The 23,122-nt window shown below is 41.2% G+C and carries 16 protein-coding genes, 8 tRNA genes and 3 rRNA genes; 21 read left to right on the top strand and 6 right to left on the bottom strand.

From position 1 onward, the window contains the following. The first annotated feature begins 50 nt into the window (after positions 1-50). The 16 genes from MKY80_RS20880 (at position 51) to rrf (ending at position 10,533) form a co-directional block, all read left to right on the top strand. Positions 51-383, top strand: a complete 333-nt coding sequence (locus tag MKY80_RS20880; RefSeq protein ID WP_025114281.1) for an STAS domain-containing protein — start codon at positions 51-53, stop codon at positions 381-383. Then, complete coding sequence (gene rsbW, locus MKY80_RS20875; protein ID WP_008177047.1) at positions 383-853, top strand: anti-sigma B factor RsbW; 471 nt, start codon at positions 383-385, stop codon at positions 851-853. The genes MKY80_RS20880 and rsbW overlap by 1 nt, the downstream gene beginning before the upstream one ends. Next, complete coding sequence (gene sigB, locus MKY80_RS20870; protein WP_089985767.1) at positions 831-1,616, top strand: RNA polymerase sigma factor SigB; 786 nt, start codon at positions 831-833, stop codon at positions 1,614-1,616. The genes rsbW and sigB overlap by 23 nt, the downstream gene beginning before the upstream one ends. A gap of 143 nt (positions 1,617-1,759) precedes the next feature. Next, complete coding sequence (locus MKY80_RS20865) at positions 1,760-3,931, top strand: Tex family protein (RefSeq protein ID WP_342531039.1); 2,172 nt, start codon at positions 1,760-1,762, stop codon at positions 3,929-3,931. A gap of 67 nt (positions 3,932-3,998) precedes the next feature. After that, positions 3,999-4,457: a SprT family protein gene (locus MKY80_RS20860; protein WP_342531037.1), complete on the top strand. Its 459-nt coding sequence runs from the start codon at positions 3,999-4,001 to the stop codon at positions 4,455-4,457. A gap of 91 nt (positions 4,458-4,548) precedes the next feature. After that, positions 4,549-4,625: transfer RNA gene (locus tag MKY80_RS20855), tRNA-Asn, on the top strand. 1 nt (position 4,626) lies between these two features. Then, positions 4,627-4,698: transfer RNA gene (locus tag MKY80_RS20850), tRNA-Glu, on the top strand. A gap of 29 nt (positions 4,699-4,727) precedes the next feature. After that, positions 4,728-4,803, top strand: a tRNA-Asp gene (locus MKY80_RS20845). A gap of 5 nt (positions 4,804-4,808) precedes the next feature. Next, a tRNA-Gln gene (locus MKY80_RS20840) sits at positions 4,809-4,883 on the top strand. A 15-nt stretch (positions 4,884-4,898) separates the two neighbouring features. Beyond that, positions 4,899-4,971: transfer RNA gene (locus MKY80_RS20835), tRNA-Lys, on the top strand. A 66-nt stretch (positions 4,972-5,037) separates the two neighbouring features. Further along, positions 5,038-5,123, top strand: a tRNA-Leu gene (locus MKY80_RS20830). 30 nt (positions 5,124-5,153) lie between these two features. After that, positions 5,154-5,230: transfer RNA gene (locus tag MKY80_RS20825), tRNA-Arg, on the top strand. A 17-nt stretch (positions 5,231-5,247) separates the two neighbouring features. Further along, a tRNA-Gly gene (locus tag MKY80_RS20820) sits at positions 5,248-5,321 on the top strand. 197 nt (positions 5,322-5,518) lie between these two features. Continuing rightward, positions 5,519-7,070, top strand: a 16S ribosomal RNA gene (locus tag MKY80_RS20815). Between the two features lie 233 nt (positions 7,071-7,303). Next, positions 7,304-10,231: ribosomal RNA gene (locus tag MKY80_RS20810) — 23S ribosomal RNA — on the top strand. 186 nt (positions 10,232-10,417) lie between these two features. Next, a 5S ribosomal RNA gene (gene rrf / locus MKY80_RS20805) occupies positions 10,418-10,533 on the top strand. The 16S, 23S and 5S rRNA genes sit together here with 8 tRNA genes alongside, the layout of an rRNA operon. 44 nt (positions 10,534-10,577) lie before the next feature. Here rrf and MKY80_RS20800 read toward each other — a convergent pair. The 5 genes from MKY80_RS20800 to MKY80_RS20780 form a co-directional block, all read right to left on the bottom strand. Further along, complete coding sequence (locus tag MKY80_RS20800) at positions 10,578-12,029, bottom strand: alanine/glycine:cation symporter family protein (protein WP_342531035.1); 1,452 nt, start codon at positions 12,027-12,029, stop codon at positions 10,578-10,580. 265 nt (positions 12,030-12,294) lie between these two features. After that, complete coding sequence (locus MKY80_RS20795) at positions 12,295-13,527, bottom strand: FAD-dependent oxidoreductase (RefSeq protein ID WP_107922881.1); 1,233 nt, start codon at positions 13,525-13,527, stop codon at positions 12,295-12,297. Then, on the bottom strand, positions 13,517-13,858 hold the full coding sequence (locus tag MKY80_RS20790; protein ID WP_008177033.1) for a (2Fe-2S)-binding protein: 342 nt from the start codon (positions 13,856-13,858) through the stop codon (positions 13,517-13,519). Before MKY80_RS20790 ends, MKY80_RS20795 begins: the two co-directional genes overlap by 11 nt. Next, positions 13,858-14,124: a (2Fe-2S)-binding protein gene (locus tag MKY80_RS20785; RefSeq protein ID WP_008177031.1), complete on the bottom strand. Its 267-nt coding sequence runs from the start codon at positions 14,122-14,124 to the stop codon at positions 13,858-13,860. The genes MKY80_RS20790 and MKY80_RS20785 overlap by 1 nt, the downstream gene beginning before the upstream one ends. A gap of 142 nt (positions 14,125-14,266) precedes the next feature. Next, the gene (locus MKY80_RS20780) at positions 14,267-15,952 is read right to left on the bottom strand and encodes a sigma-54-dependent Fis family transcriptional regulator (RefSeq protein ID WP_008177029.1); all 1,686 of its coding nucleotides are present in this window, start codon (positions 15,950-15,952) and stop codon (positions 14,267-14,269) included. 174 nt (positions 15,953-16,126) lie between these two features. Here MKY80_RS20780 and MKY80_RS20775 point away from each other — a divergent pair, with 174 nt between their 5' ends. The 5 genes from MKY80_RS20775 to MKY80_RS20755 are packed head-to-tail and all read left to right on the top strand — an operon-like array spanning position 16,127 to position 21,637. Further along, positions 16,127-17,308, top strand: a complete 1,182-nt coding sequence (locus MKY80_RS20775) for an FAD-dependent oxidoreductase (RefSeq protein ID WP_342531030.1) — start codon at positions 16,127-16,129, stop codon at positions 17,306-17,308. Then, positions 17,305-18,324, top strand: a complete 1,020-nt coding sequence (locus MKY80_RS20770; RefSeq protein ID WP_342531028.1) for a proline racemase family protein — start codon at positions 17,305-17,307, stop codon at positions 18,322-18,324. The genes MKY80_RS20775 and MKY80_RS20770 overlap by 4 nt, the downstream gene beginning before the upstream one ends. A 12-nt stretch (positions 18,325-18,336) precedes the next feature. Continuing rightward, the gene (locus MKY80_RS20765; RefSeq protein WP_089987166.1) at positions 18,337-19,209 is read left to right on the top strand and encodes a proline racemase family protein; all 873 of its coding nucleotides are present in this window, start codon (positions 18,337-18,339) and stop codon (positions 19,207-19,209) included. Between the two features lie 25 nt (positions 19,210-19,234). Then, positions 19,235-20,137: a 4-hydroxy-tetrahydrodipicolinate synthase gene (dapA, locus tag MKY80_RS20760; protein ID WP_089987165.1), complete on the top strand. Its 903-nt coding sequence runs from the start codon at positions 19,235-19,237 to the stop codon at positions 20,135-20,137. Between the two features lie 18 nt (positions 20,138-20,155). Further along, positions 20,156-21,637 carry an aldehyde dehydrogenase family protein gene (locus MKY80_RS20755; protein ID WP_089987164.1) on the top strand — a complete coding sequence of 494 codons (1,482 nt, stop codon included), beginning with the start codon at positions 20,156-20,158 and terminating at the stop codon, positions 21,635-21,637. Positions 21,638-21,698: 61 nt separating this feature from the next. Here the strand turns inward: MKY80_RS20755 and rpoN are convergent, their stop codons facing one another. Further along, positions 21,699-22,985 carry an RNA polymerase factor sigma-54 gene (rpoN, locus tag MKY80_RS20750; protein ID WP_089987163.1) on the bottom strand — a complete coding sequence of 429 codons (1,287 nt, stop codon included), beginning with the start codon at positions 22,983-22,985 and terminating at the stop codon, positions 21,699-21,701. Positions 22,986-23,122: the final 137 nt, after the last annotated feature.

Here is a 23,122-nt window from a genome sequence, read left to right as displayed (position 1 = left end):
TGAAACAGGGAACAGAAAATAGTCTAATAAATATGGTGGAGGTGTGCTATATGGACGTTACAATACATTTTAAAGAAATTGATCATAAATTATTTGGCTTTGTAGAAGGTGAAATTGATACGTTTACGGCATCAGGATTACGTGAAGAATTGGAAGCTGTAAAGATTACAGAAGGATTGGAAATTGAACTCGATTTATCAAAGGTAAATTACATGGATAGTACAGGACTCGGGATTTTTGTTGCCTTTTATAAAAGAACATTACGTGAAAATGGCAAAGTGAAGCTCGTTGGTTTATCGACTAGATTACAAAGATTGTTTGAAATTACAGGACTGAGTGATTTGATGGATATCGAAACTGATAAAAAGGTGGAATTAAGATAATGAAGGAATTTGACTATATTGAAATTAGAGTTCCTGCTAAACCGCAATTTGTCAGTGTTATTCGGTTAACTGTCTCTGGCTTAGCAAGCAGGATTGGCTTTAATTATGATGATATCGAAGACTTGAAAATTGCTGCAAGTGAGGCTGTCACTAATGTCGTGCATCACGCTTATAAAGAAGATGAAGAAGGCGAAATCGTCATCGGATGTGCGTTATACGACAATAAAATGGAATTGATGATTGCTGACTACGGTAATAGTTTTAATTTCGAGGAGATTAAAACTAAGATTGGACCGTACCATCCTGAGGAAAATATTGCAGGGCTAAGAGAAGGTGGGTTAGGGCTTTATTTAATGGAAACTTTGATGGATGAGGTGATGATCAATAACGATGGTGGCGTAACTGTCTTTATGACAAAGTATGTCACTAGGGAGCAGGTGGAAAAAAATGTCGAAAGAATCACTACATAAATCTTCATCCAAAGAAGATGTATTAAAGTGGATTGAATTGTACCAATCAACGGAGGATGATGAAGCGCAAACGAATTTAGTGATTCATTATCGATATCTAGTTGAGTCAATAGCACGTAAGTATTCGAATGGTAAATCTTATTATGATGATATTGTTCAAGTAGGGATGCTGGGTTTATTAGGTGCAATTAGACGTTTTGATCCAAATGTTGGCCGTAGTTTTGAAGCATTTGCTGTACCAACAATTGTTGGAGAAATCAAGCGCTTTTTACGTGATAAAACATGGGATGTTCATGTGCCTAGACGCATAAAAGAAATTGGGCCGAGAATCAAATCTACGGTGGAGGCGCTGACTATTGAATTGCAGCGTTCTCCATCCATTCAAGAAATTGCCGAGCGTTTAGATGTAGCGGAGGAAGAAGTATTAGAGGCTATGGAAATGAGCCGTAGTTATCAAGCTCTTTCTATGGATCATTCAATAGAGTCAGATTCAGATGGTAGCACCGTAACACTATTCGATATTTTGGGTAGGGAAGACGATGGCTATGAAATGACTGATAAACGAATGATTGTTTCCGAGGCAATGGTTGTTTTGAATGAAAGAGAAAAACAAATCATTCAGCTTACATATTTAGAGCAACTAAGTCAAAAAGAAGCTGGAGAACAATTAGGGATTTCTCAAATGCATGTATCTAGAATACAAAGAAAAGCAATCAAGAAATTACAAGAGGCTATTCTAGCAAGTGGCGGTGTGTCGCTCTAATCCATCAATGGGTGTGCTGTGAATCATACTAAACACCTTTTAAATGTTTGAAAATAGTCTACTCATATTCGTTTGAGTAGACTATTTTTTTGCATTTTTAGTAAAGTGTAATGGTAAAATGAAAAGAAAAAGGTAGTGATGGTGTGGAACAAAAGCAAATGTTACAGCTCATTGCAAAAGATGTAGCGGTTAAACCAGGGCAAGTTGATGCTGTTATTAAATTATTAGAAGAAGGAAATACAGTTCCGTTTATTGCGCGTTATCGAAAAGAAGTAACGGGATCTCTGGATGAGGTGCAAATTAAAGCTGTAGAGGATCGTTATCACTACATACAGCAGCTCGAACAACGGAAAGAAGAGGTTATTCGATTAATCCAAGAGCAAGATAAGCTTACACCAGAATTAGAAAAATCTATTCTTTCAGCAACAGTACTACAGCGTGTAGAGGATTTATATAGACCTTACAAGCAAAAGCGTCGTACTAAGGCTACTATTGCAAAAGAAAAGGGCTTAGAACCACTGGCAGATCTTTTAGTAGCTTTTAGTCATGATCCACTAGAGCAACTAGCTATTAAATTCGTCGATAATGATCAAGTAGCTAATACTGAAGACGCGCTAGCAGGAGCGAGAGATATTTTAGCAGAACGCTTTGCTGATGATGCTGCTATTCGTGAGACAATTCGTACGTATTCATTGAAAGATGGCGTACTTGTAACGAGTGTGAAAAATGCAGAAATAGATGAGAAAAATGTATTTGAAATGTACTACGAGTATGAGGAGCCTGTTAATCGAATTGTTCCGCATCGTATTCTAGCGATAAATCGTGGGGAAAAAGAAGATGTTTTAAAAGTTTCGATTCATGTTCCGGTGGATCGCGTATTGATGATCATGTGGAAAGAATGGATACCAGCAACGGGAACATCTCCTGCTATTGCTGAAGTGAAGCTAGCTATCGAAGATTCGTACAAGCGTTTAATTCAACCTTCTATAGAAAGAGAAATACGTAATGAGCTTACTGAAAAAGCAGAAACACAGGCTATTCATATTTTCTCTGCAAACTTACGTAATCTACTATTACAACCACCTATGAAAGGCAAATATGTCTTGGGCGTTGACCCAGCTTATCGTACCGGTTGTAAATTAGCAGTTGTCGATGAAACTGGGAAAATGCTAGAGGTTACCGCTATCTATCCACATCCACCTAAACCAGATGTGGCAAAATCGAAAGCTGTTGTAAAAGCAATCTTAGCAAAATACCCAATTAGTATAATTGCTATTGGTAATGGGACAGCCTCCCGTGAAACAGAACAATTCATTGTTGATGTATTAAACGAGCTGCCTACGGACGTAGCCTACGTTATTGTTAATGAAGCGGGAGCATCTGTGTACTCAGCATCGGATATTGCTCGGGCTGAATTCCCTGATTTACAGGTTGAGCAACGAAGTGCTGTGTCTATTGCCCGACGCTTACAAGATCCTTTATCAGAGCTAGTGAAGATTGAACCAAAAGCAGTTGGAGTGGGGCAGTATCAGCATGATGTTTCTCAAAAGAAATTAAATGAATCATTAACATTTATAGTAGAAACAGCAGTTAACCAAGTGGGAGTTGATGTAAACACGGCCTCTTCATCACTTTTACAATACGTTTCTGGTTTATCTAAAACAGTTGCAGAAAATATCGTGAAGGTTAGAGAAGAGAATGGTCAATTCACTACCCGTGTACAATTAAAGAAAATTCCAAGATTGGGTGCGAAAACTTATGAGCAAGCCATTGGTTTCTTACGTATCTCTGAGGCAAAAAATCCATTTGATTCTACAGGTATCCACCCTGAAAGCTATCATCTTGCAGAACAGATTTTAGGAGAGGCAAAGATCGATAAAAAAGAACTTGGAACGAAGAAGGCGGAGGAAGCTATTGCTGCTTTGGATATTCAACAATTAAGTGGAGTACTAGAGATTGGTGTTGTAACGATTCAAGATATTGTAGATACTTTGATGAAGCCAAGCCGTGATCCACGTGATGCGTTCCCACAGCCATTGCTGAAAACAGATGTATTGAAAATGGAAGATTTAAAAGTTGGTATGGAGCTACAGGGAACTGTGCGAAATGTAGTAGACTTTGGAGCTTTTGTTGATATTGGTGTGAAGCAAGATGGACTTGTGCACATTTCAAAACTTCAAAATAAACGCATTAAACATCCATTAGAAGTTGTGGCGTTAGGAGATATTGTAACCGTTTGGGTTGAACAGATTGATGTTAGTAAAGGGCGGATTTCTTTAACAATGCTTCCTCCTAAAAATCAATTATTAGATTGAGTAATAAATTTTTACCACGCTGTGCATACTACACAGTGTGGTATTCTTGTTGTTGGAGGTGATCAAGTTGGACAATGAGGAACTACAACAGCTTGTATGTCGAATTTCTTTGGAAAGTTTTCAAAAACCATTTATACACCAAGCTTATTTTAATGGAAGGTTACGTTCAACGGGCGGGCGATATCTTTTACAAACGCACAATATTGAGATCAATCCATATGCTTTTGAATTATATGGTATTAAGGAAATTCAAGGCATTGTACTTCATGAACTGTGTCATTACCATTTACATATTGAAGGTAAGGGGTATCAGCATCGGGATAAAGAATTCAGGGAACTATTAAATAAAGTAAAGGCACCTCGTTTCTGTTCAGCGTTACATACTTCTAAATCATCTATAAAAAAACAACGACGCTACACCTATACATGTACTAATTGCCAGCAATTATATGTAAGAAAAATTAAAATGAATGTTGAAAAGTACTGTTGTAGCAAGTGTTTGGGCAGGCTTAAATTATTAGAGTAAAAAAATATTAAAAAAAGATTGACGTATTGTTGAGTTATCCCTATAATAGTAAAAGTCGACAAGATAACGACGACAACATAACACTCATTATTCCGAAGTAGCTCAGTTGGTAGTAGCACCTGACTGTTAATCAGGTTGTCGCAGGTTCGAGTCCTGCCTTCGGAGCCATGGCCCCTTGGTCAAGTGGTTAAGACACCGCCCTTTCACGGCGGTAACACGGGTTCGAATCCCGTAGGGGTCATTTTCATAATTTACTTTGCAAATAATATTGGTCCCGTGGTGTAGCGGTTAACATGCCTGCCTGTCACGCAGGAGATCGCCGGTTCGATCCCGGTCGGGACCGCCACTTATTGGGGTATAGCCAAGCGGTAAGGCAACGGATTTTGATTCCGTCATGCCTAGGTTCGAATCCTAGTACCCCAGCCATTCATTTCTTAATTTGAGCCATTAGCTCAGTTGGTAGAGCATCTGACTTTTAATCAGAGGGTCGAAGGTTCGAGTCCTTCATGGCTCATCTCTTTTAAGAAAAAGGTTGACTTTCTATTGATGTATAGTATAATAAGAAAGTTACTAATTGAATGCGGTCGTGGCGGAACGGCAGACGCGCTAGGTTGAGGGCCTAGTGGGGGCAACCCCGTGGAGGTTCAAGTCCTCTCGGCCGCACCAAAGTCAATTACAAAGTTAATTAATTCATATGCGCCCGTAGCTCAATTGGATAGAGCGTCTGACTACGGATCAGAAGGTTGTGGGTTCGACTCCTGCCGGGCGCGCCATATTTTTTAAAAATAATGCGGGTGTAGTTTAATGGTAAAACCTCAGCCTTCCAAGCTGATGTCGTGAGTTCGATTCTCATCACCCGCTCCAAAAAAAGTGTTGACAACCTCTTGGTTGTTTGATAAGATTAAATAGTTGTCTGATTCGACAACGTTATGAACCTTGAAAACTGAACAAGCAAAACGTAATCAATAAAGTTTTAAGTAGCTAGTTTAGCTAGTGAACGAAACAAAATTTCGGACATCAAAATTGATGCCAGCAAAACAATTTGAGCTAATCAAATTTCTTTTATGGAGAGTTTGATCCTGGCTCAGGACGAACGCTGGCGGCGTGCCTAATACATGCAAGTCGAGCGAACAGAGAAGGAGCTTGCTCCTTCGACGTTAGCGGCGGACGGGTGAGTAACACGTGGGCAACCTACCTTATAGTTTGGGATAACTCCGGGAAACCGGGGCTAATACCGAATAATCTGTTTCACCTCATGGTGAAACACTGAAAGACGGTTTCGGCTGTCGCTATAGGATGGGCCCGCGGCGCATTAGCTAGTTGGTGAGGTAACGGCTCACCAAGGCGACGATGCGTAGCCGACCTGAGAGGGTGATCGGCCACACTGGGACTGAGACACGGCCCAGACTCCTACGGGAGGCAGCAGTAGGGAATCTTCCACAATGGGCGAAAGCCTGATGGAGCAACGCCGCGTGAGTGAAGAAGGATTTCGGTTCGTAAAACTCTGTTGTAAGGGAAGAACAAGTACAGTAGTAACTGGCTGTACCTTGACGGTACCTTATTAGAAAGCCACGGCTAACTACGTGCCAGCAGCCGCGGTAATACGTAGGTGGCAAGCGTTGTCCGGAATTATTGGGCGTAAAGCGCGCGCAGGTGGTTTCTTAAGTCTGATGTGAAAGCCCACGGCTCAACCGTGGAGGGTCATTGGAAACTGGGAGACTTGAGTGCAGAAGAGGATAGTGGAATTCCAAGTGTAGCGGTGAAATGCGTAGAGATTTGGAGGAACACCAGTGGCGAAGGCGACTATCTGGTCTGTAACTGACACTGAGGCGCGAAAGCGTGGGGAGCAAACAGGATTAGATACCCTGGTAGTCCACGCCGTAAACGATGAGTGCTAAGTGTTAGGGGGTTTCCGCCCCTTAGTGCTGCAGCTAACGCATTAAGCACTCCGCCTGGGGAGTACGGTCGCAAGACTGAAACTCAAAGGAATTGACGGGGGCCCGCACAAGCGGTGGAGCATGTGGTTTAATTCGAAGCAACGCGAAGAACCTTACCAGGTCTTGACATCCCGTTGACCACTGTAGAGATATAGTTTCCCCTTCGGGGGCAACGGTGACAGGTGGTGCATGGTTGTCGTCAGCTCGTGTCGTGAGATGTTGGGTTAAGTCCCGCAACGAGCGCAACCCTTGATCTTAGTTGCCATCATTTAGTTGGGCACTCTAAGGTGACTGCCGGTGACAAACCGGAGGAAGGTGGGGATGACGTCAAATCATCATGCCCCTTATGACCTGGGCTACACACGTGCTACAATGGACGATACAAACGGTTGCCAACTCGCGAGAGGGAGCTAATCCGATAAAGTCGTTCTCAGTTCGGATTGTAGGCTGCAACTCGCCTACATGAAGCCGGAATCGCTAGTAATCGCGGATCAGCATGCCGCGGTGAATACGTTCCCGGGCCTTGTACACACCGCCCGTCACACCACGAGAGTTTGTAACACCCGAAGTCGGTGAGGTAACCTTTTGGAGCCAGCCGCCGAAGGTGGGATAGATGATTGGGGTGAAGTCGTAACAAGGTAGCCGTATCGGAAGGTGCGGCTGGATCACCTCCTTTCTAAGGATATTTTCGGAATACAAACCTTGGGTTTGTAAGATTACGTTTTGCGTTCAGTTTTGAAGGTTCATTCTTCTGAATGAAATACTTCAAAACTTGTTCTTTGAAAACTGGATAAAACGACATTGAAATAGTAACAAACACATTTATTTTTTAAGTTTTTTATAGGCTTAATAACATTAAAAGGTTTCAAGACACGAGCAGTTAAATGCGATGTGTATTGAAAGCTGATAGGTTAAGTTATTAAGGGCGCACGGCGAATGCCTTGGCACTAGGAGCCGAAGAAGGACGGCACTAACACCGATATGCTTCGGGGAGCTGTAAGTGAGCTTTGATCCGGAGATTTCCGAATGGGGGAACCCACTACGTTTAATCGCGTAGTATCTTGACGTGAATACATAGCGTCTTGAAGGCAGACCCAGGGAACTGAAACATCTAAGTACCTGGAGGAAGAGAAAGAAAAATCGATTCCCTGAGTAGCGGCGAGCGAAACGGGAAGAGCCCAAACCAAGAGGCTTGCCTCTTGGGGTTGTAGGACACTCAATACGGAGTTACAAAAGAGCGAGTTAGATGAAGCGACTTGGAAAGGTCCGCCAGAGCAGGTAAAAGCCCTGTAGTCGAAAGTTCGTTCCCTCCTGAGTGGATCCTGAGTACGGCGGAACACGTGAAATTCCGTCGGAATCCGGGAGGACCATCTCCCAAGGCTAAATACTACCTAGTGACCGATAGTGAACCAGTACCGTGAGGGAAAGGTGAAAAGCACCCCGGAAGGGGAGTGAAAGAGATCCTGAAACCGTGTGCCTACAAGTAGTTAGAGCCCGTTAATGGGTGATAGCGTGCCTTTTGTAGAATGAACCGGCGAGTTACGATTACGTGCGAGGTTAAGCTTTAGAAGGCGGAGCCGCAGCGAAAGCGAGTCTGAATAGGGCGAAATAGTACGTGGTCGTAGACCCGAAACCAGGTGATCTACCCATGTCCAGGGTGAAGGTAAGGTAACACTTACTGGAGGCCCGAACCCACGCACGTTGAAAAGTGCGGGGATGAGGTGTGGGTAGCGGAGAAATTCCAATCGAACTTGGAGATAGCTGGTTCTCTCCGAAATAGCTTTAGGGCTAGCCTCGTGATGAGAATACTGGAGGTAGAGCACTGTTTGGACTAGGGGGCCATCCCGGTTTACCGAATTCAGACAAACTCCGAATGCCAGATATTTATACACGGGAGTCAGACTGCGAGTGATAAGATCCGTAGTCAAAAGGGAAACAGCCCAGACCACCAGCTAAGGTCCCAAAGTAATCGTTAAGTGGAAAAGGATGTGGCGTTGCACAGACAACCAGGATGTTGGCTTAGAAGCAGCCATCATTTAAAGAGTGCGTAATAGCTCACTGGTCGAGTGACGCTGCGCCGAAAATGTATCGGGGCTAAACGATTCACCGAAGCTGTGGATTGACATCTACGATGTCAGTGGTAGGAGAGCGTTCTAAGTGCGTTGAAGTCAGACCGGAAGGACTGGTGGAGCGCTTAGAAGTGAGAATGCCGGTATGAGTAGCGAAAGACGGGTGAGAATCCCGTCCACCGTATGACTAAGGTTTCCTGAGGAAGGCTCGTCCGCTCAGGGTTAGTCGGGACCTAAGCCGAGGCCGATAGGCGTAGGCGATGGACAACAGGTTGATATTCCTGTACCACCTCCTCACCGTTTGAGAAATGGGGGGACGCAGTAGGATAGGGTAAGCGCGCTGTTGGTTATGCGCGTCCAAGCAGTAAGGCGTGTGTGTAGGCAAATCCGCACACTGTAACGTTGAGCTGTGATGGCGAGTCCGTATGGACGAAGTTCCTGATTTCACACTGCCAAGAAAAGCCTCTATCGAGGTGAGAGGTGCCCGTACCGCAAACCGACACAGGTAGTCGAGGAGAGAATCCTAAGGTGTGCGAGAGAACTCTCGTTAAGGAACTCGGCAAAATGACCCCGTAACTTCGGGAGAAGGGGTGCTCTTGAGCGTGCAAGCGCATGAGAGCCGCAGTGAATAGGCCCAGGCGACTGTTTAGCAAAAACACAGGTCTCTGCAAAACCGTAAGGTGACGTATAGGGGCTGACGCCTGCCCGGTGCTGGAAGGTTAAGAGGAGTGGTTAGCGCAAGCGAAGCTGCGAATTGAAGCCCCAGTAAACGGCGGCCGTAACTATAACGGTCCTAAGGTAGCGAAATTCCTTGTCGGGTAAGTTCCGACCCGCACGAAAGGCGTAACGATCTGGGCACTGTCTCAACGAGAGACTCGGTGAAATTATAGTACCTGTGAAGATGCAGGTTACCCGCGACAGGACGGAAAGACCCCGTGGAGCTTTACTGTAGCCTGATATTGAATTTTGGTACAACTTGTACAGGATAGGTAGGAGCCAGAGATCTCGGAGCGCCAGCTTCGAAGGAGGCGTCGGTGGGATACTACCCTGGTTGTATTGAAATTCTAACCCATGCCCCTTAGCGGGGCAGGAGACAGTGTCAGGCGGACAGTTTGACTGGGGCGGTCGCCTCCTAAAAGGTAACGGAGGCGCCCAAAGGTTCCCTCAGAATGGTTGGAAATCATTCGTAGAGTGTAAAGGCACAAGGGAGCTTGACTGCGAGACCTACAAGTCGAGCAGGGTCGAAAGACGGGCTTAGTGATCCGGTGGTTCCGCATGGAAGGGCCATCGCTCAACGGATAAAAGCTACCCCGGGGATAACAGGCTTATCTCCCCCAAGAGTCCACATCGACGGGGAGGTTTGGCACCTCGATGTCGGCTCATCGCATCCTGGGGCTGTAGTCGGTCCCAAGGGTTGGGCTGTTCGCCCATTAAAGCGGTACGCGAGCTGGGTTCAGAACGTCGTGAGACAGTTCGGTCCCTATCCGTCGTGGGCGTAGGAAATTTGAGAGGAGCTGTCCTTAGTACGAGAGGACCGGGATGGACACACCGCTGGTGTACCAGTTGTCTTGCCAAAGGCATCGCTGGGTAGCTATGTGTGGACGGGATAAGTGCTGAAAGCATCTAAGCATGAAGCCCCCCTCAAGATGAGATTTCCCATTACGCAAGTAAGTAAGATCCCTCAAAGACGATGAGGTAGATAGGTTCGAGGTGGAAGTGTGGTGACACATGGAGCTGACGAATACTAATCGATCGAGGACTTAACCAAAATGTTTGAACCATTCAATGAACCGTTTATCCAGTTTTGAAAGAATAATTTCTTTTATGAAGGGTTTCAAGATACGAGTAGTTCGAGGAAGCAATGGAGAGAGGGAAGGAGCGTACTCAAGTACGTGACTGACTGAACGACAGAAGCTGACGAAGAAATGCGATGTATATTGAAAGCCGAAAATAGTCTAGTGATGATGGCAAAGAGGTCACACCCGTTCCCATACCGAACACGGAAGTTAAGCTCTTTAGCGCCGATGGTAGTTGGGGGCTTCCCCCTGTGAGAGTAGGACGTCGCTAGGCAATAAAAACAGTCAGCTGTGTGCTGACTGTTTTTTTATTTCTATTCATTTCTTTTTATGCCTATTGCTATATTCTATCCAGAATTCGGCATTTTTAATTCCGACTTCTCTTGGATCAAAAATAGGATCGAGGCCAGCCTTTTTTTGTCGATCATAATCTTGTAAAACTCGAATCGCTGGCTTGGTTAATAATACAATAGCAATAAAGTTCAAATAACTCATACTCCCAAATCCAATGTCTCCAAGACCCCACATAAGACTGACAGATTGAACACTTCCAATATAAACAACTAGTAAGAAGATCACTTTTAATACTAATTTTAAAAATGGGAAGCGAAGTTTTTTATCTAAATACACAATAGTTGTCTCTGCAATATAATAATATGCCATTAAAGTAGTGAATGCGAAGAGGAAAATTGCTATAGCTACGAATCCACTTCCAAAATCATTAAATACTGTAGATACTGCTGCTTGTGTATAAGCAGTACCTGCTACAACGCCCGGGATATTTTCAACTAACGGTGTCGTTGTTCCAGGAGGAGTAACATTATACATACCTGTTATGAGAATCATTAAAGCTGTAGCCGTACAGACAATGATTGTATCAATATAGATGGAAAACCCTTGAACTAAACCTTGTTTAGCTGGATGAGATACTTCAGCAGCAGCAGAACTAAAAGTTGCTTCTCCTGCTCCAGCTACGTTTGAAAATACCGAGCGTCTTACACCCCAGGCGATGGCAGTCCCCACTATACCTCCAAAAATTGCATTTGTACCAAAGGCACTTGTCAGTATAAGTTTAACCATATCTGGAATTTCACTTACATTCGCTCCTAATATGATGAGTGTTAAAATGACGTAGGCAAGTGCCATAATAGGAACAACTTTATCTGCAACACGTGCTATGCGTTTTACACCACCGAATATGATTAATCCCAAAAGAATAACGATTAAGGCACCTGTTATAAAGGGCGGAATATGAAAAGCCGTATTAAATGAAGTGGCAATTGTATTCGCCTGGATTCCCGGTACTAGAACACCATATGAAAGACAGATAACAATCGCAACAAATATAGCAAAACCCTTTAGTCTTAAACCCTTTTCGATATAGTATGGAGAACCACCGCGATACTGATCATCAGCCTTTTCTTTATATAATTGGGCAAGTGTTGATTCAATAAATGCACTTGCACCCCCTAGAAATGCCATAACACCCATCCAAAATACTGCGCCTGGTCCACCAGCAGCAATTGCCGTAGCCACTCCTGCGATATTGCCAACACCAACCCGCCCAGACAATGCCATACAAAACGCTTGGAATGATGAGATTCCTTCATTTGACTCTTTACGTTCACGTAATAATCGAATCATCTCAGGAATATAACGAATTTGAACAGCTTTTGTTAGGACGGTAAAGTAAAGACCTACCCCTAATGCTAAGTATACAAGTGCATTTCCCCAAATATAATCGACCAACGCATTAACGATTGTCTCCATAGATGTTTCCCCCTTTTTTTCTTAAATCAAAATCCTTAATTATCACCCTAAAATTTGTTTACTATACATCACCAGCACTCAACTCATCACGCGAATTATGCCTGCAATATGATTGAAGCGTGTGTACGGCTTTAGTTTAGGTAAATGTTTAAATAGCGAAAACCTCCCTTCATGATTTTTAAGCTCACCCTATGTATTGCATGTTTTATGCCATAAAGCAAAAAAGCCTTTTACTCATGAAGATGAGAAAAAGACTTTTACACTTTCATATAGTTTTTTTATGAATAGTAAGAGACCCAACAGTTTCATTCCAAATTTGTTTCATCTGCTGACGGCCAGCTAAAATTTCTGGATGAAATTGAATATGTGCAGTGGCTCTTGTTTTTTCAACAGCTTGGATGGCCAGCTTAATATCATGATTGGATGCTCCTCCATTGAGGCGTTGAGCAATTGTAAGTGCTGCAACTTCTCCCTGCGCTAATGCTACCTTGGCTCCTTCAATTCCTGTAATATTTCCAGCTACATATAACCCCTCTAAATTAGTTTCCATTTGTTCATTATGTAAAGGAATGAACCCACCTAATTGTTCGATATAATGAAATGGACAACCTGCTACAGAAGCAAGCTCTGCTAGAGGGTAAAGGCCACCAGCGATACAAATAAAATCAGCTTTGATACGTTGTTCGCTACCTTTCACAATAGAGCCGTCTGTATTCACAGTTGCTAAAACGACCCCTTCGACCTGATCTTTACCTACGATTTCTATAACCGCTTTACGCAACATAATAGGTATATCCCACATTTTCACACCATTTTTAGGATAAAAGGTAATACCGAGTTTTTTCATAAAGTCATTTTTCATGAATTTGCTACCCATCTTAACAAAAGGGGAGGGAGCCATATGAGCTACATGCAATAATGAGTTCATAACTTCTAAGGGATTGCTATTCCCTTCTGTTAACAAGTTAGCAGGGGGTAATGTAATAGCGGCTACCTGAACACCTGCTAATTGTAATTCCATCGCAATCGCTGAAGAAAGTACATTAACTCCGACAATGACGCCACGTTTACCTGGCTTCACACGATGCACATTTGTCATAACTTGTGCTGCTCCAACAGACATTACCCCTGGTAGCGTCCAACCTGGAATTGGGAAAGGCGATTCGGCAGCTCCAGTAGCTAGTAGCAGATGTTGGGTGCGAAATACACCTTTGGTTGTATGGATGATCCACATGTCATCTATTTTTTCTAAGTCGGATACACTTGTTTGTAATAAAAACTCAACATGGACTGCTTTAGCACGTTCTACTAAACGTTCAGATTCTACAATGCCATTCCACCATGTTCCTGGCTTTTCTTCATATAGTTGTCCCAGTAATCGACCTCCCGCATATAAATATTCATCGATAACAAGGACTGCAATATTTTTTTCCGCTAATGTAATGGCCGCCGCAAGCCCAGCAGGACCAGCTCCAATAATAACTACTTTATTGTTCATGATTCTTCCTCCAGTCTCTTACTGTCGTAGGAAGTGTCTGTCCACTTTTTACAACCATCCCATCTGAGAGAGGGGTTAAGCATGCTCGTTCGCCCTCTAAGCCATTTACAGTGACACGGCATTCAAAACAATGTCCAATATTACAATAAATACCTCGAGGCTGCCCAGTTTCTTCGTGCAAACGTAAAGTCCGTATTCCGTGTGCTAGCAAGGCAGCCGCTAGGGACTCACCTTTGTAACCTTCAAACTCATGATCGTCAAAAGTAAAGGTCACTTTTTCTCTTTGTATTATGTTCCCGAAAATTGGGTGGTTTAATATACGTTCTGTCATCAGTTAACCTCCCCTAAGTCGGAGAATCGTACTGGTCGAATAGGGGCTTGATGTTTTAATGAAACCTCATCATTTTTACGAGGATGATGAAGATTGGCAATTTTATCTACCATAGTACGGCATGTACGACCGCCACAATAGCCCATACCTGCACGCGTTCGTAATTTCAGTTCTCGTGCAGAGCACTTATATTTTGATGCGCTTTCAACTAATTCATCGTAACTAATTTCTTCACAACGGCATACAATCATAGATTTATTTTGCATAGTTCCACCTCTACTCTAAAAAATACTTAACATAGAACATAATGCAAAAACTATGCCAAAGAAAAAAATAGCTACGAAAAGTAAGTAAATCTAGATGGATGTGAAAGGTGTGTATAGAAATATTGACATATATTTAAATAAATTAGACGTCTATGTTTAATTTTTTTAATCGGTTGTATAAAGTGGCACGAGTAATACCTAAAATTTTAGCGCATGTTTTCTTATTACCATTTACTTTAGCAAGCTGGTCTAATATTATTTCTCGTTCATAATGTTCAAGCTGATGGTGGAGCTCTGTCCCTAGAGGAAACTCCCTCTTAACGTCCAATGTTTCATCTTTTGGCATCATCGCTAAAATATCAGTAGGAAGATCTTCCATATGAATGGCCCCCTCATCAGAAAAAACAACGAGTCGCTCGATAACATTAGATAATTCACGCACATTGCCTGGCCAGTGGTATTTTAAAAGAACATTTGCTATTTCAGTTGGGATACCTTGAATAGGTCGATTATATTTAATCGACTTTTCATATAAGAAGTAATTGCTTATTTCTAATATATCTGATGCCCGCTCTCTAAGAGGGGGGACTGTGAAATTCACCACATTCAGTCGATAATATAAATCTTCTCTAAATTTGCCCTCTGCCACTAATTGCTTCAAATCTCTATTAGTAGCTGCTACTAAATTAAATTCGACGTCCATTTCCTTTGTACCGCCAACTGTGTAAAAAGTTTTTTCCTGGAGCAATCGTAAAATCTTGACTTGCATTTCTAGCGGCATCTCACCGATTTCATCTAAAAATAAAGTACCCCCACGTGCAAGCTCTACTTTACCTTTTTTTCCCTTTTGATGGGCACCAGAAAAAGCTCCTTTTTCATAGCCAAAAATTTCACTTTCAAATAGACCGCTTGGAATGGCCCCACAATTGATAGCAACAAAGGGTGCCTCAGACTTTTCTCGAATAGCGTGAACTGCACGTGCAAACAGCTCTTTACCAACGCCACTCTCTCCATAAATTAAAATATTTGCCTCGGTTTTTGCGACCTTTTTTACTTTTTCTAATACTTCTTTAAGCTTTGGACTATTACCACGAATAAGGGTGAATGGGTCAAAGGCTAGGCCATTCGTATTCATCTGTTTCTCTAAATTTAACAATTTCTCAGATGTAATATGAAGCTCTTCGTTTAATTTCTTGACATGGGTAATATCTGTTTCAGCTACCACCGCTCCAATTGTCTTATCATGCAGCATAACAGGATTAGAGTTAATCATGACGACGAGATCTTCCCGTGGAAAATGCTGCTGTTGATAGACAGATTTTCTATGCTGTAAAGTATGTAAAATTTCTAGTTGATCTTCTTTGAAAAAGTGAGTGATTGGCTTACCGATAATATTTTCTCCAGATACTGAAAAAATGCTTTCGGCACCCTTTGTCCAATAAATAACATTTTGTTCAGCATCTATGACCGTACATGATTCATTAATAGTATTTAAAATAGTTTGTAAATAAGCATTTCCGCATTCTAATTCATAGGCAAGGTCGTATGCTAAGGACTCTCTCCATAAATATCCTAAATATTGCTTCTCCTCATTACAAACTAGTAAAAATTCGTAGTCCTTCATATATTCAATGGCGTTTTTGAGCGGGCAATTCGACTGGATGGTATGACAGGCAACATAGTGAACATCATTTTTTCTTTTACCGCGAACTGCACCATAGGGTTTATTATTTTCAATCACAAAATATTGTTTGCTGGCATCGTTTATTTTGGACACAATGTCGTCAGTAGTTGTAATAGCAAAGTTACATTTTACTATTTTATTCATTATTAAATGATATGGATGCAAGATAAGTCCCCCCTTATTGTTCATTTGTCCAATTATTTTGAATAATATAAATAATTTTGACACATAGTGCCTAGTTTATCAAACAAATTCCAGTTTGATAGATTGGCATGATTTTTGCATCATACAGTCATAAATAGAAAGGAGGAGGAAGATATGAAGAAATCCCATCATGATATCGTAATTATTGGCGGTGGCATTATTGGTGGAGCAATAGCTTATTATTGCGCAAAGGCCGGCCTAGATATCACAATACTTGAAAAAAACGAACTTGCGAGTGGGACTTCTTCTCGTTGTGATGGCAATATTTTAGCTATTGATAAAGATCCTGGCTTCGACAGTCAAATGTCTTTAGTCAGTCAAAGATTGGTTCATGAACTTAATAGAGAGTTAGATATGAGCTTTGAATATCGGAATCCGGGCAGCATCCTTGTTTGTGAAAGTGAGCTAGAGATGGAGGCTGCGCAGCAATGGGTTAATCGCCAACAAGAGGCGGGTTTAGATTTTACGATGTTAGATCGTGAGGATTTACGGAACGAATCAAAATACTTCGCAGATGACTTATACGGTGGATTGGAATGTAAAACTGATTCAACAGTGAACCCATACATGCTGACATTTTCTATGTTTCATTCAGCTGAGAAGTTAGGGGCAAAGATAAAAAAACAGACAGAGGTCAAGCATATTAAAAAACAGCCAGATCATACATTTTTACTTAAAACGAATGACGGATGGATAACCGCCAATAAAGTCATTAATGCTTGCGGAATTTGGGCACCGTTTATTGGACAAATGCTTGATATTGATATTCCCATTAAACCTCGCAAAGGTCATATACTGGTCGCATCACGTCAGCAACCAGTTGGGCTAAGAAAAGTAATGGAATTTGGTTATTTAATTTCAAAGTTTGGTGGAGAGCGTAAGGTGGATGCGGATATTGAAAAGTATGGAGTAGCCTTAGTGTTTGAACCGACAGAGGCACAGAATTTTTTAATAGGGAGTAGTCGTGAATTTGTAGGCTTTGACACGAAGGTGAATCATGATGTGGCAAAAATGATTGCTAGACGTGCAGTACGATTCTATCCAAAAATTGCTGATATGTCGATTATTCGTACATATGCAGGGTTAAGACCATGGACAGAAGATCATTTACCTATTATTTGTGAAGTAGAAGAAGTACCTGGCTTCTATATTGCAGCGGGTCATGAAGGAGATGGCATTAGCTTAGCTGCAGTTACCGGAAAACTTATCCAAGAATTACTCCAGCACAAAGATACATGCATTCCTACTGAACCGGTACATCTTAGTCGTTTTCAGAAAGGAGTCCTTCATAAATGAATTTTCAAAAGCTATTTATGACGATTGATACTCATACGGGTGGAAATCCAACACGTTCATTAATAAGTGGTATGCCCAAGCTTGAAGGCAAAACTATGTCAGAAAAAATGTTATTTATGCAAGAGAACTATGACTGGATTCGAAAATTTCTTATGAATGAGCCACGAGGACATAGCGTAATGTCAGGCGTTATCATTACAGATTCTTGCCACGCCGAAGCCGATATTGGCGTGATTTATATAGAAACAGGTGGGTACTTACCAATGTGTGGACATGACACAATAGGTGTTTGTACAGCACTAATTGAAGCAAATTTAATAGAGGTCACTACACCCTATACAAACATAAAATTGGACACACCTGCAGGTTTAATAGATGTACAAATTAAAGTGGATGATGGAGTAGCGAAGGAAGTGACCTTTAAAAACGTACCATCCTTTTTATTAAAAACGATTGAAATCAACGATGCTGAGCTAGGTGTAGTGGAATGTGAAATAGCATATGGAGGGAACTTTTACGGCATTATTGATGCTAGAAAAATCAATCTAGACTTAGCTGTAGACAATTCGACGAAGATTATTAACACGGCTATTCGCCTCCGTAATACTGTAAATGCTAAGGAGGATATTGTCCATCCTGAATTCTCGTTTATCCATGGGCTTACACATATTGAGTTTTATACAGATCCAGTTAACCCATCAGCAGATTTAAAAAATACAGTTGTTGTTCCGCCAGGAGGAATAGACCGTTCTCCTTGTGGCACTGGTACTTCTGCCAAAATTGCTACACTCTACTCAAAAAATAAGCTCGCTCTCAATGAGTCCTTCGTTTATGAAAGTATTGTGGGAACAATGTTTAAAGCACGTGTACTAGAAGAAGTAACGATAAGTGGTTTAACAGCTGTTATTCCGGAGGTAACAGGATCAGCATGGGTAATGGGGATGCATCGTTTCTTTTACAATGATCAGGACCCACTAAAAGAGGGCTATTTGATGATTCCGCCAATGGATCACTAAGGGAGGATAAACATGAATTTTCATAAGTCTTTTCAAACGATAGATACACAAGTAGTGGGAGAAGCCTTTCGCATCATTGTGCAATCCCCAATCATGCTTATGCATGAAGATATTTTGGAAGCGGATCATCAGTTAAATACACAATTTGAAGATACAAAACAACAGCTTTTGAATGAGCCTAGAGGACACCGTGGAATGAATGGCTGCCTTGTTTTACCATCCGCTATTGCTTCTTATCGCTTATTATTTTTCCAGCATGCAGCTTCTACAAATTTTAAGTATGAGGCACTTGTAGCCACAATGACAGCATTGATTGAGCAAGGAACAATAGAACTCTCAAAAAATAATACTTACTCTATTGAAACAGTCAAAGGCGTCTATGAAGCCTATGTCAAACTTTCTGAAAAGAGAGATGCAGTATTATCAGTTCATTTAATAGTGAAGCCAGCACATTTAGAAGGTGAGCAAGTCATTATTGATAATGAACGACGCTACATGGTGGTTGAAAAACCACGGCAAATTAAAGCCATTGTTTTAGAAGAATTAGCAGAAATCAGTACGTGGGGATTACTAGAAAGTGAGAAATATAGTACGGCAGATGGGGTCATTATGTATGAACAATTAGTTGGCTCTGTCAGGTCCGTTACCTTTGAACGAGATGGCTATATATTACGTTCACCTGGTGTAGATAGTACACTGGCGTTAATAGCGGTTTTAGGGGAAGAAGCTGTCAAAAAAAACGACAGTATTTTTGGTAGCAGCATTGAAATTATACAAAAGCATGAAGCTGGCTACGAAATTGCATTAACAGGTTATATCACAGGAATCCATCAATTTGTAGTGGACCGTGAAGATCCTTTGCAGCATGGATTTATCATTGTGTAATAAAAGAGGATAGAGGAGGATAAAGATGAAAAATCTAGAAGGTGTATTTCCTGTATTAGTAACGCCGATGAAAAATCAAACAGACATTGATTGGGGTGGTTTCCGTCAAAATATTGAACATTTTATTGAAGCAGGGGTAACAGGTATTGCTATTAACGGTAGTACAGGTGAATTTGTAAGTTTAACGAAAGAAGAACGGTTTAAAGCAGTAGAGGTAGCTGTAGATCAAATTAAAGGGCGAATTACATTGATTGTTGGTACAGCAGCTGAAACAACTGCAGAAGCAATTATCTATACACAGCAGGCAGAACAGGCTGGAGCAGATGCAGCATTATTAATTAATTCCTATTACGCACATCCAAAAGATGATGAAATATATGTTCATTTTAAATCAGTAGCCGAATCTGTAAACTTCCCTATTATGATCTATAATAATCCGTTTACTTCGGGGGTAGATATTGGCTTAGAAACGATTTTAAAAGTAGGTAGAGATGTTCCAAATATTACACATATTAAAGAATCAAGCGGCAATATTGGAAAAGCGCGTGATATCGTACGTCAAGGCCAAGATGATATAAAAGTATTTTGTGGCTCAGAGGATTTAGCTATCGAATCATTTTTAGTTGGGGCTGTTGGGTGGATTTCTGTATCTGGAAATATTGTGCCAGAGCTTGTGACAAAATTATATAGCCAAGTACAAGAGGGGAACCTAGAGGCAGCTTGGGCAATTTACGATCGCTTATTACCTTTATGTGCATTTTTAGAGGGATCGGGTAAATATGTACAAATTACTAAACGTGCAATGGAACTAAAAGGGTGGGCAGGAGGGCCTTGTCGTCTACCACGACTCCCACTAACAGAGGAAGAAGATGCCCAACTTAAAGCAATTATGACTAATTTAGACGTACTGGCAATTGAACATTATTAATGCAAAGGGGGATGAATGATGGAGGCAGTGTTGACATTAAAACCACAAGTAAAGGAATTTCTACAGTCCACGATCGGCTTGTATATTGACGGTGAATATGTGCAAGCTCAATCAGGTAAAGCATTGAATGTTTTAAATCCTGCTAATGAAGAGGTCATTGCGGTAGTAAGCGAAGCACAGGCAGAAGATATTGATCTTGCAGTAGAAGCTGCTCGAAAAGCATTTGATGGTGAATGGTCAACGATGGAGGCAGCTGAACGCTCCCGAATTATTTATAAATTGGCAGATTTACTAGAAGAACATCGTGAAGAGCTAGCACAGCTTGAATCATTAGACAATGGAAAACCATATAAAACTGCTCTTGCAGATGATGTGGATGGCACAGTTCAACATTTTCGTTATTATGCGGGCTGGGCAACAAAAATTACAGGCCAGACTGTACAAGTGTCGAAGGATTACTTGAATTACATTGTACATGAGCCCGTTGGAGTTGTAGGTCAAATTATTCCTTGGAATTTTCCTCTTGCCATGGCGGCATGGAAGCTTGGCTCAGCGTTAGCTGTAGGATGTACGGTTGTCATCAAACCTGCGGCTGAAACGCCATTGTCATTATTATATGTGGGGCAATTAATGAAACAAGCTGGTTTTCCGGACGGTGTGGTAAATATTGTACCAGGTACGGGAGAGGCGGGCGAAGCGATTGTTACTCATAAAGGTGTAGCAAAAGTAGCCTTCACTGGATCAACAAAGACAGGAATACACGTGATGAAAAAGGCTGCTGATGATGTGAAAAGTATAACATTAGAGCTTGGGGGGAAATCTCCTGCTATTGTGTTACAAGATGCAGATGTCGAGGAGGCAATAGAAGGAACATTTGCTGGGACGATGTACAATCATGGCCAAAACTGTAGCGCATGTACACGAGTATTTGTGCATAGTAGTCTATACAATCAATTTATTGAACGACTCGCAGAAAAGGCTAAAGCATTGAAGGTAGGGCCAGGTTTAGACCCAGAAACAGATATGGGTCCATTAGTGTCACAAAAGCAATTAAACACTGTTCTTTATTTTATCGAAAAAGGAAAAGAGGAGGGTGCTCGCTTAGTAGCTGGCGGTGATCGAGCACTGCCAAAGGGATATTTTGTCCAACCAACTATCTTTGCTGATGTACAGGACACGATGACAATTGCCCAAGAAGAGATTTTCGGACCTGTTATGTCCATTCTATCGTTTGAAACAGTAGATGAAGTAATTGCACGCGCTAATAATAGTAAGTATGGACTTGCTGCAAGCATTTGGACTGAAAATGTAAAGAAGGCACATTATATTGCTAGTAAACTACAAGCAGGGACAGTATGGATTAATGATTTTGGATTAGAATGGGAAACGATGCCATTTGGAGGTTACAAACAGTCAGGTATTGGTCGTGAAATGGGCGGTGAATATGGATTGTCCAATTACACTGAGGTGAAAAGTGTATTTGTTAATATGAAGCAATAATAGGTGAATTTGCATGAAAGAAGGAAAAGGAGCTATCTTCAATAGGTAGCTCCTTTTCTCGTTATTGAAAGGGTATTATTTTACGCCGTGCAGAGGACGGGATACTCATGTCCTCGCGGTATTTGGCTATGGTACGTCGAGATATTTCAATGCCTAAAGCAGCGTTAAAATATTCAGCTATTTTTTGATCAGAGAAGGGCTTAGCCTTATTTTCTGACTTGATATAGTCTGACAGCAAAGACTTCACCTTTACTTGTGACACACTCTGACCATTGGCTGTCGACAATTTAGAGCTGAATAATTCCTTTAATTCAAAGGTGCCAAAAGCAGTTTGTACATACTTATTTGTTGTAATACGACTTACCGTTGATTCGTGAACATCTATTTGGTCAGCAATTTCACGCAACGTAAGTGGTTGCATGGCGTCGAAGCCATCCAGAAAGAAATTTTTTTGCTTTTCAATAAGGGCCTTCATAATGTTGATCATTGTATTTCGACGTTGTTCAATGCTGTTCACTAGCCAGTGGTAGTCAGCTAAGTGTTTTTTAAAATAACTCTTTTCTGAGGAATGAGCTTTTATATAAGGAAAGTAGTCAGCGTGAATACTAATCTTTGGTAAATAATAATCGTTCAACGAAAAGGTAATCCCACCGTCAACAATATCAACAATAATATCTGGTATCGTCGTATGTACCAATTCCTGATAAAATAATGAGCTTAGTTTTGGCTGTAAAGATTGTATAAAAAGATAAATCATTTGTAAGTCATTTAGTGATATATCCAGCTCTTTTAATATTTTCTTCCAATTATTATGAGCAAGCTCTTCTAGATAATTAGAAATAATAGTATCGGCATGAGCAGGGCTGTTAGGACAATAAATAGTTTGTAATAGTAAACATTCCTTTAAATTACGTGCACCCATTCCTAAAGGACCAATCGTTTGTAATAAATGAATGCCCTTTTCTATTTCTAGGTCATTATAAGAAGTTTGTATAGGTTGCTCATAATAACCATTGTCATCTAAATGATAAATAATATGTTTTAAGAGCTGAATGTCCTTTTCATTATCAAATGTTAGCCTGACCTGCTGGAACAGCTCATCACGAATATTTTTTTCACATTTTGTAGAAAGATGCCAATTGTTATAGTGTCCGCTACTCGTTTTTGGAATCTGTAGGTGCTCTTTAAGTGTTGGTTCACTTAGTTCGATTAACGGATTAACGAGCTCTTGTTCACGTATATATTGTTCTAACTCCTGAGTTGAGTATTGGAGTAGCTCGATTGCCTGACGAAGTTGGGTAGACATAACGATTTGTAATTCTTGTGTTTGTTTAATAGAAAGTTGCATACTTAAACCTCGATTCTCTATCAATCTATCTAACTAACTTAGAAAAATATAGTGACAAGAAACTTTGACATGTGCAACGAAATGAATCATTAGCTTTCAATAATAAGCTCAAAATGTTGAAATGAATGGTTTTAAAA

The organism is Lysinibacillus sp. FSL R5-0849, assembly GCF_038595075.1.
GTDB lineage: Bacteria > Bacillota > Bacilli > Bacillales_A > Planococcaceae > Lysinibacillus > Lysinibacillus fusiformis.
The sequence above is the reverse complement of the archived record's forward strand: the minus strand, read 5'-3'. Positions and strand labels throughout refer to the sequence as shown.